Source organism: Chryseotalea sanaruensis (genome assembly GCF_003990915.1).
In the GTDB taxonomy this organism is placed as follows: Bacteria; Bacteroidota; Bacteroidia; order Cytophagales; family Cyclobacteriaceae; genus Chryseotalea; species Chryseotalea sanaruensis.
Map to the genome: position 1 here is coordinate 371,304 of NZ_BHXQ01000005.1, position 14,079 is coordinate 385,382.

Consider the following 14,079-nt stretch of genomic DNA (forward strand, 5'->3'; position numbering starts at 1 on the left):
TGTATTGTGTTTTGTAAGAAAGGTGCCCGGAAGATGAATTGGAAGATGATGGCGTGAAGCATGGCTTTATTCCTGGTTAACGGTTTTACACTTTCTGTAGACGTTTATGGTCTTTCTGTTTATACACAGAGAATGTCACCGTTAGAATTTAGAAATTAGCGGTGATTATGCTGAACGTAGCAATACATTATCCTCAAAAAAGAATGGTAAATTCTAATTAACCGAATCATGTCATACAAATTTCATACTTCCTTACTGCTGGTGCTTTGTTTAGGCTGTTCGTTTTCCGAGGATAAAAAAATGAAATCGAATTCATCCGATACGCTGGCTTTACTAACAGAACGAGATTTGATTCCGGAAGGTACAGCCTATGACCCCGGAAGCAAGCGACTTTTCATCAGCAGCATGTATAAAAGAAAAATTGTGGCCATCGAACAAAACGGGCAGTATTATGATTTTATTGAATCGGCTGCCGATGATCTGTGGAGTACGTTTGGGATGGAGGTTGATGGTAAAAGAAATAAGCTGTGGGTGATCAGTACAAAAGGAAAATCAATTCCCACAGCCCCGGCAATTTTAGATGATCGTTGGCAGTCGAGACTTTATTGCTATGATATAACAAGTAAAAAATTAACTGGAATTTATCAGGTCAATGCCACTGTTAAAGAGGACTTCGGCTTTAATGATCTCACCGTTGCCGAAAACGGTGATGTGTACATCACTGAGTCCATCACCAATAAAATTTTCATGCTTAAGTACGGGGTTCAGGAAATTGAAGAGTTCTTGAAGCCTGATGGATTTACGTTTCTAAATGGGATAACGCTATCTCAAGATAACAAAACGCTTTTCGTGTCAGGCACAGAGGGCTTACTTAAAATTGATGTAGCCACAAAACACTATAGCATACTGCAAAGTGAATTCACCACGCAGCCTCAAGCGATTGATGGCTTAGCCTTCTTTAATAATAGCCTGATTGCTCACCAGGGTTCTCTGATCAGACGATTTTACCTGAATCATGCGTTGGATTCAATTATAGATCAAAAGCTTATTGATGAACATAATTTGAACAGTTCTACCACAGGAGAAATCGGAGAAAACGGATGGTACTATTATATCGCTAACTCGCAAATCAGATCAGGTGTCGATTACACCCGTAAAAGAGTACGCTCTCTCGACAGTTTGCAAGAGGTGCTGATCAAGCGCAGGAAACTACAGCCTTAGCAATATCACCTTACCGAATAGCCTTGTATAAGCAACGTCTATGAAAGAAAACTGATTATGGAGAGAAAATCGTGCTCTGTTTTATGCTCCGCGTAACAAGGGATGGACAAACTTAACAAACCTTTCCAGGCAGCCACCTTAACACGCTAACACTTTAGCACTCTAACACTTTCACACCTTAACACTTTAACACTTTTATCCCGAGGCTCAAAAATAGTGGCTCGCAACTAAACCAACTTATTCAATAGACTCTACTTAAACATATTAGCACTCGCAGCCATCTTTTTATACTCTGGCAGTATTTTTTCGTAAAGAGCTTCATCTACTTTCTTCAGCGAATTCATGAGTCCACCAATGCCGGAATCTTTCAAAGAGACACGCTGTGCTTTTATTTCTTCCATTTTACCCCTAATGGTGGCTTCCAGTTTTCTAAGTTCTCTTTCGGTCATGGATTTGTATTTATGTGTTGGCGAACAAGGCTCAACGTCAGTGCGAAAGTAAACATAATTTTGTATTGACAGGATGCTTATGGTTTGTCCATTACACAAGCCATAAATTAGCAGTAGGCTACTTTAAGGTACTGATATGAGCAGGTTAATCAATCAAAATACCAATAACATCTGTGCTGAAGTCATTTCTTTTTTAATTTTAGTGTGTAAACGAATAATATGTTTAGCGGCCTGCATCAACTTGTAAGTCAATTTGTAGATTTTAATTCAAGTGAGCGAGTGCTTTTTGAAAATGCCTTTACCTTCAGGCAGATTCCAAAAAAGTTTAAGCTTGTGAGCAAAGGAGAAATATCCTCAGAACTTTACTTTATAAATAAGGGCCTTATCCGGCTGTACTACACCAAAGGTGCTGAAGAAATTACCGGCTTTATTTTTAGTGAAAACTTATTCGCCAGCAGCTACGATAGCTTCCTACGCAGAGCACCGGGCATTCAGACGCTCGAAAGTCTTGAGGAATGTGATTTGCTGGTGATTACCTATGATAAACTGGAGGAACTCTATCAAACACTGCCAAAAGTGAATGTACTTATCCGCAAAATAGCAGAGCAACGATTCATCAACACTCAGCAAGTACTGTCATCTTTTCTTTTAGAAAGTCCGGAAGAAAGGTACAAGCGCTTTGAGCAGCAACATAAGGATTTGCTTCAGCGTGTACCCCAAAACATTATAGCCTCTTACCTGGGCATTACTCCGGTTTCTCTGAGCAGGATACGCAAACGCATGCATGGTACATAACGCGTCCGTTTTATTATCTTTTGTTAAGCATCATTTTTTGTCATGCCTCGTTTGCTAGGGTATGAAAACGAAAAACACGATATCAACTGAAATTATTATCAACGCTCCGGCCGAAAAGGTTTGGGCAGTGCTGACCGACCTGGCTGACTATGCAAGATGGAATCCGTTCATGATTAAATCAGCAGGAGAGATTAAGCCCGGGGCACGACTTAAAAATGTAATGCGCACCAGCAGTGGTACTATGTCCTTTGCACCAGTGGTTCAGCGCGTAGAAGCTCCGTTCTATTTCGATTGGATTGGTAATCTCTTCTTCCGTGGATTGTTTGATGGTCATCACTATTTCAAGATTCAAAAAATAGCTGACAATCAGGTGAAGCTCATTCATGGCGAAAACTTTTCAGGTATACTCTCTTCATTCATTTTTAAAAAAATCGGTAATGACACCCGACTGAATTTTGTGAAAATGAATCAGGCCATCAAAAGCGAAGCAGAGAAAACGGATCATTAATAGCAACCCTGGCTATAAGCTTGGTGATGAACTTACCATTAAGACTACTACATTTGTGGGCTGTGTGATAAAATGGACTATCACATTGCATATTCCGGTTAAACAAAACATGTTCAAAAGAATCTATCTTGAAATATCCAACGTTTGCAATGTGCAGTGTTCTTTTTGTCCGGTAGTAGATAAGGACAAGAAGTTAATGGACGTGTTTGAATTTGAGGCAGTCCTGAAGGAGGTAGCGCCACTGGCTGAAATTGTCTGTTTGCATTTACTGGGCGAGCCACTTGCCCACCCCAGGTTTTCAGAAATACTAGATGTTTGCGAGCGATACAATACACAAATCGACCTGACCACTAACGGTATACTCATCAAACGACACCATGAGCGCATCCTGAATGCACCTTGCATAAGACAAGTTAATTTCTCGCTCCAAGCTTTTAAAGATAATTTTCCAGAGAGGGATCTCGACCCTTATCTCTTGCCCATATTTGAATTTACCACAGCAGCCCACGCCCTGCGCCCCGAACTCTTCATCAATTTCAGGTTGTGGAATCAGGAAAGTAACGACTCAGATAATGAAGATGTCTTTTTAAAAATAGAAGAGTACTTCAATTTAGAGATCAATCGAAATGTGGAGACCGGTGCGATCAAATCAAAAAGAATCTGGAACAAACTTTACCTGCATTTTGATTCCCGTTTTGAATGGCCTTCTTTTTCATTGCCACATCAGGGTACACGCGGTCGCTGCCATGGTGCAGTCAATCATATTGGCATTCATGCCGATGGTACTGTTGTGCCGTGTTGTTTGGATAAAAGTGGTGTTATCAAGTTAGGGAATGTTAAAGAGCAATCGCTGCAAGAGATACTAGCCAGTGAAAGATTTGTGAAGATGAGGAATGGCTTTTTAAATGGTGTGCTGGTGGAAGAATTTTGTCAGCATTGCTCATTTATTACACGGTTTGATAAGTCAGGAAAGAATGAGGCTAACCTTGTAAGGTAGAATCGCTGGCGTTGACTTTTTAAAGTGAATTGAGATTTCTGGTTTGAATCAGCGTTTTTGGATTTCGTTCTCATCCCTGCTAAATTCCACTTACATATAAAAGTGTATAAATAAAAAAACCTGAGTATTGCTACTCAGGTTTTTGTGATCCCGCTGGAGTTAAAATCTTTTGCCTGGGATTGCTTCTGGTTTCCTCAACCCTGAGCTAAACCTTGAATTTTGTTGCCACTTCTTCCTAAGGTTTCCTCCCTACATTGCCTCCAATTTGCCTTATTTTTTGATGCTATTTCCTCTTTTGCCACTAAATTGCCACTGGATTTGCCACCATTCTTAATGAATTCATGACTTAGGAAAAGATTAGATATGTTTAATCGATATACTTGGCTTTTGGGAAATGATTTCCAATAAGTATCTAAATGATCCATCCAAGATTTACTCAATTCTAAGCACAATTGATGGATTTGTGATAGGGCGTTTTAATGCTAATATAACCTTGTCTGGCCAGAGAAAATCCATACAGTTTTTCGTAGGCCGGCTACAGCTCTACACTTGAATGAATTTCCCGTGTGGAACAGACAGTTACTTTAAAAACGACTGAATTTAGGTAGTGTGAGTACCTATATTCTGGAAATTTTAATGAGTCGGATTGGCTACTTTTAAATCTATGATACGGGAGCAAGTGCGAATTTGTGCTGGAGATTGTAAACAATTTAACAAGGCAAAATAGCCTGAAATCTACTTTTACATTTATCACCCTAATTAATTGTATGGTTATTACTCTTTTTTCTTTGTGGGTTTACCCGTCAATTTTTTCACCTCTTTATCGAAATCACTTTCGAAATTGCGGTCTTGTATCACTCTGAATTTATTGTATTCTTTCTCCGCCAATTTCACGGCCACCTCATGGCTCACCTTTCCTGCATCTTTTAAAATCTGATATTCGTTGAATTGAAGGAACGCATCCAACCGTGTAACCCAATCGGCCATCTTCATGGGTATTTGTCGCGAAGCCTGTAGTTCGGCAAAATCAAGATACATGGTAACAACTCTTTCTAGTTCTTTAATCTCTTTTTCGATCAGGTAATTTTTAGCAATGCCTATGTCGCCTTTTAACACTTTGCCTGAGGGTGCATTTTTCCAGGTTTGCAAACCCATGTTGGGTTTATTGGCACTGGCTCTCTCTGCAATAATCTGTGCAGCAGTTTTGCCAGATATGGCAAAATGTAGCTTGTTCTGAACGGTTTTAAAGAACGTTTGGGTAATCTCAGCATCCTTGCTATAGTCGATACTACACTGTTCGTAGATGTCGGTTATTTTGAGGTAAAAACGCCTCTCGCTGGCTCGTATCTCTCGGATACGTTCAAGGAGTTCATCAAAGTAATCTTTGCCAAAACGCTTGCCCTGTTTAAGCCTTTCATCGTCCAGCACAAAGCCTTTGATTATAAACTCCCGAAGGGTTTTAGTTGCCCAAATACGGAACTGGGTGGCTTCAAAGCTATTTACTCGATAGCCCACGGCTATGATGGCATCAAGATTATAAAAATCTAAATTGCGGCTTACGTCTCTGTTTCCCTCTTTTTGAACTACTCGAATTTTTCGAGCAGTTGCCGTTTCCTCTAGTTCGCCTGTTTTATAGATCTCTTTTAGGTGATAGGTAATGGTATGGCTTTCCACACCAAACAATTCCGCCATCCGCTTTTGGGTAAGCCAAAAGGTTTCATCATTAAATACCACTTCTATTTTTACATCACCGGTGGGGGTGTTGTAAAAAATGATGTCGCTATGTTGTGGATTGTCTTTCTCTTCCATATTAAATTCTTCAATCCCAATTATTTTCCTTCAATAATCTTCACCTCGTCTGGTGTAAGGTTGTATAGATTGTAAATGATTTGATCTATCTCATCTTCCAAAACACTAATATCTGCTGTCTGATCTTTCTTTTTAAGTGCTAATATTTTCTCAACTCTTTGAGCGATTTCCTTAGCTTGTTGAGGTTTCACTTTCGGGACCGGAAGAGTTTCCATATAGATAGTTCTTAATTCCAAGCGGCCTCCCTTTTCAGGGTCACCAAGCACAGAACAAATCTTTTTTAAATAGTACCAAGCGAGCTTTGAATTTAAATACCCTAGAAGAAAAAAGTCCTTAGTTGGAATAAAGAATGTTTTATCATTGAAATACATTTCGTCAGCAGAAAATGCAAATCTTGCCTCCTTAGCAATAATCGGGTATACAATCTTGGCAGACAAAAAGCTTTCATAATAATCACAAGCCCTAAGCTCCCACCAGTACTTCCCTTTATCAGAGCGAGCTTCCAGTCTTGATTTAAACCTATCTAAATGATTCTTAATTGCTGGATAGGATTTAATATCAACCCCTATTTTGGTCAGGATTAAGTATCTTTTCGAATAGTCTATATTATACCTTCTAATGTCATCACCAACAGCAAGGGGTACAATTACTTTTTCTGAGTTTTTATCCTCAGTAATCAATTTAGATTTAGTTTCCTCATCTATGAAGAAGGCATCGTTATAACCTGTCTTCAGCCCATATACAATTTTAGTTTCAGTCAAATAATCAGATAAACTTATTCCCTCTGTTTTCAATTTTTCGATCAAGGCTACATTACTTTCCTCGGCAAGTATCCAGTCTTTTTGTAATGATTTCTTTTTAAGCTTTGACCCAATAGATTCTATAATGTCATTTAGATTAACAAAATCTAAGCTCTTTACCTGTGCGAAAGTAAGACCTGGCTTGTCACCATTTTTAGTAACATTTAAAATAACCGGAAATGTAGAAGCTTCATCAAACACTGGTAATTCGCCAAAATCAATTATCTCATCCATTTGATGTTTCGTTAGCAATGACCTTAAATTATGGCCATAATCAGCCTTCATGAATTTATTAGAAACAATCATGCTCAGGCTAGACTGATTTCTGAGAAGCTTCAAGCCTAGTTCAAAGAAATAAATTAAAAGATCCGCTGTACCTGTGAATACTTCATAATTATTTTTTAGGTAAGGTTTAATTTCTTTTATAGACTCTTGCCTAATATAGGGAGGGTTTCCGATCACTACATCAAAACCAATATACTCACCCTTATCATCTAGTACCTCCGGAAATTCAAATCGCCACTCAAAAGCATTTTGGTAAATCTTACTGTTTTTTGCTTCTTCTAGTTCAGTAGCGAGCTTATCATGTTCATCAACTAATTTCTGCCTTTTCTTTTTTTGCTCTTCACTTAGCTTACCGTCAAATAACTGAGTGCCCTGGTATTTGAGGTAAAGTTCCTCGCTTAATTTTTGAAGCCGTAGTACACGTGGATCGGTGTATTTTGCAATCTCTGTTCGAAACTGTGATTTAATCTGATCGATTATTTTTAATAAACCGTGTTTAGTTTCTTTATCATTAGCATTCTTATAATCGTTTACAAATCCGCGATACTGATTGATGTTGTATTTAATGCTGCGCAAGGCTTTTCCTAAATCTGCCTTTATATCAAACCGGCTTACAAGGGAGTTTCCGGCTTTAATGTTAATATCAATGTTAGGCAGGGTTTGTAATTCAAGTGAATCACCCTTTTTAGTTTTTCCATCCGTTAGGTAATAGGCATGTTTCAATAATTCAATCCACAAGCGTAATCGGCAAATCATTACGCTCTTTGGGTTAATATCTACTCCAAACAAACAACCTTCAATAAGCTTTTGCTTTTCGTGGAAGAGTGCCTGTTGTACCTTTTGCAGTGCAATGGGTGGTGTACCATCTTTATCAAGCAAATAATTGAATGGTTCATTAGTGCTACGGTGGGTAACAATGAGGGTATCGTTTTCAATCTTTACCAGGTATTCCAGCGGCTGCCCTTCGGCATCAATTAAAATTCCCAATTCACTTTTTATAGCGAGTAGTTCGTTGAGCGCAGAAACCAGAAAGTGACCGGAACCCACTGCCGGATCGCAAACCTTTATGCTATTAACTGTTTGATTAAATTTCTTAAGGTCTTCTTTTTTGTAAAACTTGTGAACGTACGATTTGACATCATCAAACGATTCTATACTTGGTTCGTGAACTTTAAATTTTTCTGCGACAGACCTTCGCAAACTTTCGCGACACATGTATTCCGTAATGAAGCCTGGCGTGAAAAAAGAGCCGTCTTTATAGCCATTGATTTTCTCGAAAATCAAACCCAATACAGATGCGTTAATCACATCCTTTTTGGTTTTCACTACTATGTTTTCTGTGTCTTCGCTGGCAAAGTCGTAGGCATTCAAAAATTCGAATAGATAGTGTAGGGTGTTTTTCTTACCCTTGAAGCGTTTATCTGAATTGTCTTTCAGTACCGTGCTTGAATAAACAGTTAAATCTAAGCGGTCTTTTAAATCCGCAATTCGCAGGGATGAGTTTTCCAGAGTGCTTGCCTCGAATAATGAGCTATTGAGGTAGGGGATGTTACCAAATTTCTTTACAACAGAAGCAGAGCGCTTTGACTGGGGCACGGCCAGTACTTCAAAAAAGAGTTCGTCCAGCTCATCAAAGTCTGCAATCTTGCCCGTATTTAAAAAGGCATAAGATGGGTCATTGCGGTGAAAGGTTATAAGTTGACCTTCGAGTAGTTTTAAAAACAAGATTCTGTTAAGCCAAGTAATGCAAAGCTCCAGTGCTACACTAAATAACTGGTCTTCTCCTTTTTCACCATATTGATGGAGGTTGTCAATATTCTGTAGCTTACTTCGGGTCTGCAAAATATTAATCGTATTTTCTAGCAGAGAGCCTTCGTCTACATCTTTCTTTTTTCGGTCAATCCGTTTCTTTCCGCCATCTTTTATCTCCTCTAACCCAATAATGTGCAGCAACTCAATATAAAATTCTTTGTTTAGTTGGTTACTGTCGTTGCGGGCTATTTCTTTTAATAGATGTCTTGGTGAAAAAACCTTGAAGTAGAGGGCGAGTTTATTATCGGCTTCCTTTGTATTTTTCTTAATTAGTTTTTCAGCATCTCGTAAGTCAAAATAGGTGTATGCTAACTGAGGCTCTAATTCAGCCACTAAAGGCTTGGCTATTTGCTTATAAAAAAGATCGCGATCACTGCTTACTTTAGCCTTCGCTCTCCACTCGGAATAATCCTTTATTAACGTTTTATTTTTGAAAAATAGTTTTTCAAAAATGGTAGCATCAAAAACGAACCACTCGTGCATATTGGTTGCCACGAGGTATTTAATGTTGATGTTGTTATGTTGAATCCGTTCTTCAAGGAAGTATAGCACCAATTGGTACATGGCCTTGGCATTAAGGTTGCCTGCTCGCACCATGTCGGGGTCAGTCTTTGCAGACGCCCTTTTGGTTTCAATAATGACTACAGGTTGGTCGCCCTCATAGATCGCAAAATCAATCCTCCCTTTTGTATTAATCTCATTTTTATCCTTAAAGAAGGTATCTCTTAAAAAGTCTCTTACAGGGTATTTCGCATTTTCCTCATGTTCAGCGGGATTGATTTTGGAGAGGTACTCAACCAGGTTTTTCTTAAAAAGATCAAATTCGGTTTCTCCAATCTTTTCGATCTGGTAGGAGACCGAGAGTGACTCCTGTATGGTTTGCTGCTGGATTAACTTCATTACGTGCTAAATGAAGCAAAATATGAAAATTTGACGGTTTTTAAGTGCTTTTTAACCCTCATTGTGTCTACCACCATTCTAATATTGTTGTGTAGAATATTCAATTCAGAAAACATTACCTTATAAAAATAATTCAAGCCAATGAAACTAGAACATCGGAAACAAAAAGTAGCACCTTTACCCCAGTTTTTACTCCGACAAGCACGATTTGGCTTATTTGCTTTCTTACTCATTTCAATATCGGTAGGTATTGGCACCTTAGGCTATCACCATTTTGCTAACCTGGTGTGGCTCGATGGTTTTCATATGGCTTGTATGATTTTAACCGGAATGGGGCCTGTGGTGGAAATGACAACTGAACAGGCAAAACTCTTTTCATCGTTTTATGCCTTATATAGCGGGGTGGCGTTTTTAAGCATTACAGCAGTATTTTTTGCACCTATTGTTCACAGGCTTTTGCATATTTTACATGTAGAGGCAACCACAGAAAAAGAGAACTAACGGACTTACCATTCCATTGGCTACAGAATCTCTCCAGAATCACTGTGTTCATTCGCGGTATGGTTAATCAATATATTTCAAAAATAGCTTCACAGAGATCTGGCCTTTTGGTTCTCATTACTGAAATGGTTGTTGGCATTTCCTTCCTTACCAGGATATCTCTACTTATAAAATCCTCATCTTCAGTTGATTTCTCTTTTCTAAATCTAGCGGGTCTTTTTTTAATCGGATTTTTCTACGACTTGGTTAATGCTGCCTACGTTTGCATACCCATCGTGCTGTATTTATGGCTTGTACCGATTCGGATTTATGGTAAAGCCTGGCACCGTTTTGTACTCTATGGATTATTTTCAGTACTCACTTTTCTTTTACTCTTTAATGCAGTTTCTGAATATTTCTTTTGGGATGAGTTCAACACCCGTTTCAATTTTATAGCGGTAGACTATCTGGTCTATACAACAGAGGTTATCGGTAACATTCAGCAATCGTATCCTATCGGATGGATTGTGCTGGCAATTAGTGTTATCTCATTGCTGTTTGTCTACTCACTAAAAAATAAAATCAAAGGAAGTAACATTGATCAAACACTATTCTGGCAACGAACGAAGTTTGTTGGACTGTATACCGTTTTAGTAGCTATGATTTTCTTTTTCGTTACAAATAAACAACATCGCTTTAGCGATAATGCGTATGTGAATGAACTGGCAGGCAACGGACTTTATGAATTATTTGCTGCCTATAGAAATAATGAATTGGATTATGATCAATTCTATAAACGTATTGATAGTAAAGAAGCATTTGCTTTAGTGCATCAATTACTAAAAACTTCAGATGCTGAATTTGTTGACTCAAATACAGAAGGCATCAACAGGAAAATTTCTAATGTTGGCGAGGAAAAGAAACTAAATGTAGTGTTGATAAGTGTCGAGAGCTTCAGTGCCGATTTCATGGCTTCCTTTGGCAACCAGCAAGGCATTACTCCATTTCTTGACTCTCTGGCACAACGGAGTTTACTATTTACTAATTTGTATGCTACTGGCACTCGCACTGTCCGCGGACTGGAAGCCTTATCGCTGTGTGTGCCCCCTACACCAGGTCAGTCCATTGTTAGGCGGCCTCATAATGAAGAGTTATTCTCCCTTGGAAAAGTGTTTAATGAAAAAGGTTATGAAAGCAAATACATCTATGGTGGATATGGTTATTTCGATAACATGAGCTACTTTTTTGGCAACAACGGGTATAGCGTTGTGGACAGGTCTGCCATTGCCGATGAGGACATTGATTACGAAAATGTTTGGGGAGTAGCTGATGAGAATCTCTTTGAATTAGCCACAAGGGAAATGGATAAGAGTTCGGCTGAAAAACCTGTCTTTGCACACATTATGACTACTTCTAACCATAGGCCTTACACCTATCCAGAAGGAAGGATTGATATACCGTCACATACAAACAGGCAAGGTGCTGTTAAATACACCGATTATTCGATTGATAAATTCATTAAGGAATCGTCCAAAAAACCCTGGTTCAACAATACGCTTTTTGTGATTGTGGCTGACCATTGCGCATCCAGTGCGGGTAAAACGGAATTGCCGGTGAACAAGTATCACATTCCAATGCTTATTTACGCTCCCTCTCATATTGCTCCAGGAAGAATGGAAAGGCTGATGAGTCAAATTGACATTGGGCCAACCATGTTGGGGCTTTTAAATTTCTCGTACACCAGTAAATTTTATGGATATGATATGTTTAAACTAGAATCTGGGCGCGAACGCGCTTTTATCAGCACATACCAAAGTCTTGGATATATAAAGGGTGATAAATTAATTGTTTTGTCTCCTCAGCTAAAAGTTGAGTCCTTTGCTGTTTATGGCAAAGAACAGGTCAAGGCAAAACCAGACCAAAATACGATTAATGAAGCCATTGCCTGGTACCAAACTGCCAGTTATTCATTTGCTCATGGACTGATGAACTAGTTTTGGTTATCTTCTGACCTTTAATATGAAAATTCTTATAATCGAAGACGAGAAACAACTGGTTAAAAGCATGGCGCAGTTCCTGCGTCAGGAAAGCTATGTGTGCGAGGTCGCTTATACTGCCAGTGAGGCCAATGAGAAAATCCTCCTTTTCGATTATGACTGCATTTTGTTGGATATATCGTTACCGGATGGAAACGGTTTGAAGATATTGGAAAAGCTAAGAGAAAATCATAAGGCTGATGGTGTAATTATGATAACAGCAAAAGGTTCTTTTGATGATCGCATAGCCGGTCTAAACCTGGGCGCTGATGATTACCTGCCTAAGCCATTTTACCTGCCTGAACTTAGTGCGCGCATATCAGCAGTTATTAGAAGGAAACGATTTGATGGAAATAACAAAATATCATTTCATGAAATTGAAGTTGACCTACTTGGCAAAACAGTGTCCGTGAGTGGTAAGGGAATTGAATTAACCCGAAAGGAATATGACTTATTGATATTCCTGATCGCTAACAAAAATCGAGTTGTGTCAAAAAATGCGATTGCTGAACACCTCTCCGGTGATGATGCCGAACTGATGGATAAATTTGATTTTATCTATTCGCATATAAAGAACTTGAAGAAAAAATTAACGGAATCAGGGTGTGAGGATTATATTAAGACTATATATGGGCTAGGTTATAAATTTACAGCATGAGATTATTACAAGTTAGTTTACGCAGTTTGCTCCTTTATTCCTTAATACTTGTTCTGATCAGTATCCCTATTTCAATTTTCTCTATACGTCAAATTATCAATGAAGAGGTGGATGAATCACTGGCGCTGCATACAAATCAGTTTATCAAGCATATTAAAAGTTATGAGTACCTAGAAGATCTGGAAATGGATTTAAGAATCTGGGATCAGCTTTCTTATAACATTACACTTATCCCATCCGAAATAATATCTGCCGGACAGATGTATGAGACGGTATCCATGTATGATAGTATAGAACAAGAATTCCATCCTTTTCGAACATTATCTTCTGTTATAATTATAAAGGATAAGCCTTACCTGCTCACGATTAAAATGTCGTTGGTAGATAATGATGAACTTGTGATGGCACTTGGAATCGTTCAAGTGATACTCATTGTACTTCTTGCAGCAGGACTACTCTTATTAAATCGCTCCTTATCCCGAAAATTATGGAAGCCATTTTACAATACCCTTAATCAATTGAAGGCTTATGAGTTGGATAAAAGTGAATCGATTCAGCCGGAGAAGACAAATATCATCGAGTTTGATGATCTTAATAAGACAGTAAGTCACTTAACAGATCGAAACCGCAAATTGTATTTGGAACAGAAGGAATTTATTGAAAATGCCTCGCATGAGTTGCAAACTCCGTTATCTATTTTTCAATCTAAGCTGGATAATCTTATGCAAATACCTGGGCTTACAGAAGCAGGGGCAGTTACCATACTTGACCTGGAGGAAACAGCACAGCGAATGGCAAGACTCAACAAGAATTTACTCTTGCTAAGTAAAATTGATAATGATCAATTCAATGAAATCGAAGAAATAGATTTGTCAGCATTGGCAAACAAGCTGTTGTCGAATTTGAAGCCAATGGCAGATATTGACGATATATCTATTCAGGCATCTATTAGCCCATTGTCAATAAAAGCCAACTCAACATTACTGGAGGTACTGTTGACAAATCTCTTTCATAACGCCATTCGCCACACGAATGCTAACGGAAAAGTCAACGTTAACGTTACTGATAAAGTTCTTACAGTTACCAACACTGGTAACCCGTTAAAAATGAGCGTGGAAAAAATGTTCAAACGGTTTAGTAAAGAAGGCAATGGCGAGAACAGTTCAGGTCTTGGCTTGGCAATAGTAAAAAAAGTATGCGATACATGCCGGTACAAAATCGCCTACAATTTTCAGGATGGGGTTCATTCTTTTTCTGTGACTTTTTAATCTTCCACTAATCACAAAATCCAATTTTCATCCAGAATTAGTAAAGAATTTTGAGGTATAC

The 14,079-nt window shown here is 38.5% G+C and carries 11 protein-coding genes; 8 read left to right on the top strand and 3 right to left on the bottom strand.

Annotation, left to right across the window (positions count from 1 at the left end; genetic code table 11):
- The first annotated feature begins 228 nt into the window (after window positions 1–228).
- Window positions 229–1,221 (top strand): SMP-30/gluconolactonase/LRE family protein, encoded by a 993-nt coding sequence (locus SanaruYs_RS14865; protein ID WP_127123377.1) that lies wholly within the window; start codon window positions 229–231, stop codon window positions 1,219–1,221.
- Between the two features lie 251 nt (window positions 1,222–1,472).
- Here the strand turns inward: SanaruYs_RS14865 and SanaruYs_RS14870 are convergent, their stop codons facing one another.
- Window positions 1,473–1,670 (bottom strand): hypothetical protein, encoded by a 198-nt coding sequence (locus SanaruYs_RS14870; protein WP_127123378.1) that lies wholly within the window; start codon window positions 1,668–1,670, stop codon window positions 1,473–1,475.
- Between the two features lie 219 nt (window positions 1,671–1,889).
- On the opposite strand from SanaruYs_RS14870, the gene SanaruYs_RS14875 reads away from it, so the two are divergent.
- The 3 genes from SanaruYs_RS14875 to SanaruYs_RS14885 all read left to right on the top strand — a co-directional run bounded on the left by SanaruYs_RS14875 (window position 1,890) and on the right by SanaruYs_RS14885 (window position 3,970).
- Window positions 1,890–2,465, top strand: a complete 576-nt coding sequence (locus SanaruYs_RS14875) for a Crp/Fnr family transcriptional regulator (protein WP_127123379.1) — start codon at window positions 1,890–1,892, stop codon at window positions 2,463–2,465.
- Between the two features lie 61 nt (window positions 2,466–2,526).
- A complete protein-coding gene (locus SanaruYs_RS14880) occupies window positions 2,527–2,973 on the top strand; it encodes an SRPBCC domain-containing protein (protein ID WP_127123380.1) in 447 nt (148 codons plus the stop codon).
- A gap of 109 nt (window positions 2,974–3,082) precedes the next feature.
- Window positions 3,083–3,970, top strand: a complete 888-nt coding sequence (locus SanaruYs_RS14885; protein ID WP_127123381.1) for a radical SAM/SPASM domain-containing protein — start codon at window positions 3,083–3,085, stop codon at window positions 3,968–3,970.
- 774 nt (window positions 3,971–4,744) lie between these two features.
- Here the strand turns inward: SanaruYs_RS14885 and SanaruYs_RS14890 are convergent.
- Entirely contained in the window at window positions 4,745–5,779 is a 1,035-nt protein-coding gene (locus SanaruYs_RS14890; RefSeq protein WP_127123382.1) for a virulence RhuM family protein, read from the bottom strand.
- Between the two features lie 20 nt (window positions 5,780–5,799).
- Window positions 5,800–9,576 (bottom strand): type IIG restriction enzyme/methyltransferase, encoded by a 3,777-nt coding sequence (locus SanaruYs_RS14895; protein WP_127123383.1) that lies wholly within the window; start codon window positions 9,574–9,576, stop codon window positions 5,800–5,802.
- Window positions 9,577–9,717: 141 nt separating this feature from the next.
- Between SanaruYs_RS14895 and SanaruYs_RS14900 the strand changes: the two genes are divergently transcribed.
- The 4 genes from SanaruYs_RS14900 to SanaruYs_RS14915 all read left to right on the top strand — a co-directional run bounded on the left by SanaruYs_RS14900 (window position 9,718) and on the right by SanaruYs_RS14915 (window position 14,018).
- Complete coding sequence (locus SanaruYs_RS14900; RefSeq protein WP_127123384.1) at window positions 9,718–10,077, top strand: hypothetical protein; 360 nt, start codon at window positions 9,718–9,720, stop codon at window positions 10,075–10,077.
- Window positions 10,078–10,184: 107 nt separating this feature from the next.
- A complete protein-coding gene (locus tag SanaruYs_RS14905) occupies window positions 10,185–12,050 on the top strand; it encodes an LTA synthase family protein (RefSeq protein WP_246011916.1) in 1,866 nt (621 codons plus the stop codon).
- Between the two features lie 25 nt (window positions 12,051–12,075).
- A complete protein-coding gene (locus tag SanaruYs_RS14910) occupies window positions 12,076–12,750 on the top strand; it encodes a response regulator transcription factor (protein WP_127123386.1) in 675 nt (224 codons plus the stop codon).
- Window positions 12,747–14,018 (top strand): sensor histidine kinase, encoded by a 1,272-nt coding sequence (locus SanaruYs_RS14915; RefSeq protein WP_127123387.1) that lies wholly within the window; start codon window positions 12,747–12,749, stop codon window positions 14,016–14,018. The genes SanaruYs_RS14910 and SanaruYs_RS14915 overlap by 4 nt, the downstream gene beginning before the upstream one ends.
- The last annotated feature ends 61 nt before the right edge of the window (window positions 14,019–14,079 follow it).

Excerpts from the sequence above, each read along its gene's own strand:
- SanaruYs_RS14865 (WP_127123377.1), top strand. The coding sequence starts at position 229 with ATGTCATACAAATTTCATACTTCCTTACTGCTGGTGCTTTGTTTAGGC.
- SanaruYs_RS14870 (WP_127123378.1), bottom strand. The coding sequence starts at position 1,670 with ATGACCGAAAGAGAACTTAGAAAACTGGAAGCCACCATTAGGGGTAAA.
- SanaruYs_RS14875 (WP_127123379.1), top strand. The coding sequence starts at position 1,890 with ATGTTTAGCGGCCTGCATCAACTTGTAAGTCAATTTGTAGATTTTAAT.
- SanaruYs_RS14880 (WP_127123380.1), top strand. The coding sequence starts at position 2,527 with ATGAAAACGAAAAACACGATATCAACTGAAATTATTATCAACGCTCCG.
- SanaruYs_RS14885 (WP_127123381.1), top strand. The coding sequence starts at position 3,083 with ATGTTCAAAAGAATCTATCTTGAAATATCCAACGTTTGCAATGTGCAG.
- SanaruYs_RS14890 (WP_127123382.1), bottom strand. The coding sequence starts at position 5,779 with ATGGAAGAGAAAGACAATCCACAACATAGCGACATCATTTTTTACAAC.
- SanaruYs_RS14895 (WP_127123383.1), bottom strand. The coding sequence starts at position 9,576 with ATGAAGTTAATCCAGCAGCAAACCATACAGGAGTCACTCTCGGTCTCC.
- SanaruYs_RS14900 (WP_127123384.1), top strand. The coding sequence starts at position 9,718 with ATGAAACTAGAACATCGGAAACAAAAAGTAGCACCTTTACCCCAGTTT.
- SanaruYs_RS14910 (WP_127123386.1), top strand. The coding sequence starts at position 12,076 with ATGAAAATTCTTATAATCGAAGACGAGAAACAACTGGTTAAAAGCATG.
- SanaruYs_RS14915 (WP_127123387.1), top strand. The coding sequence starts at position 12,747 with ATGAGATTATTACAAGTTAGTTTACGCAGTTTGCTCCTTTATTCCTTA.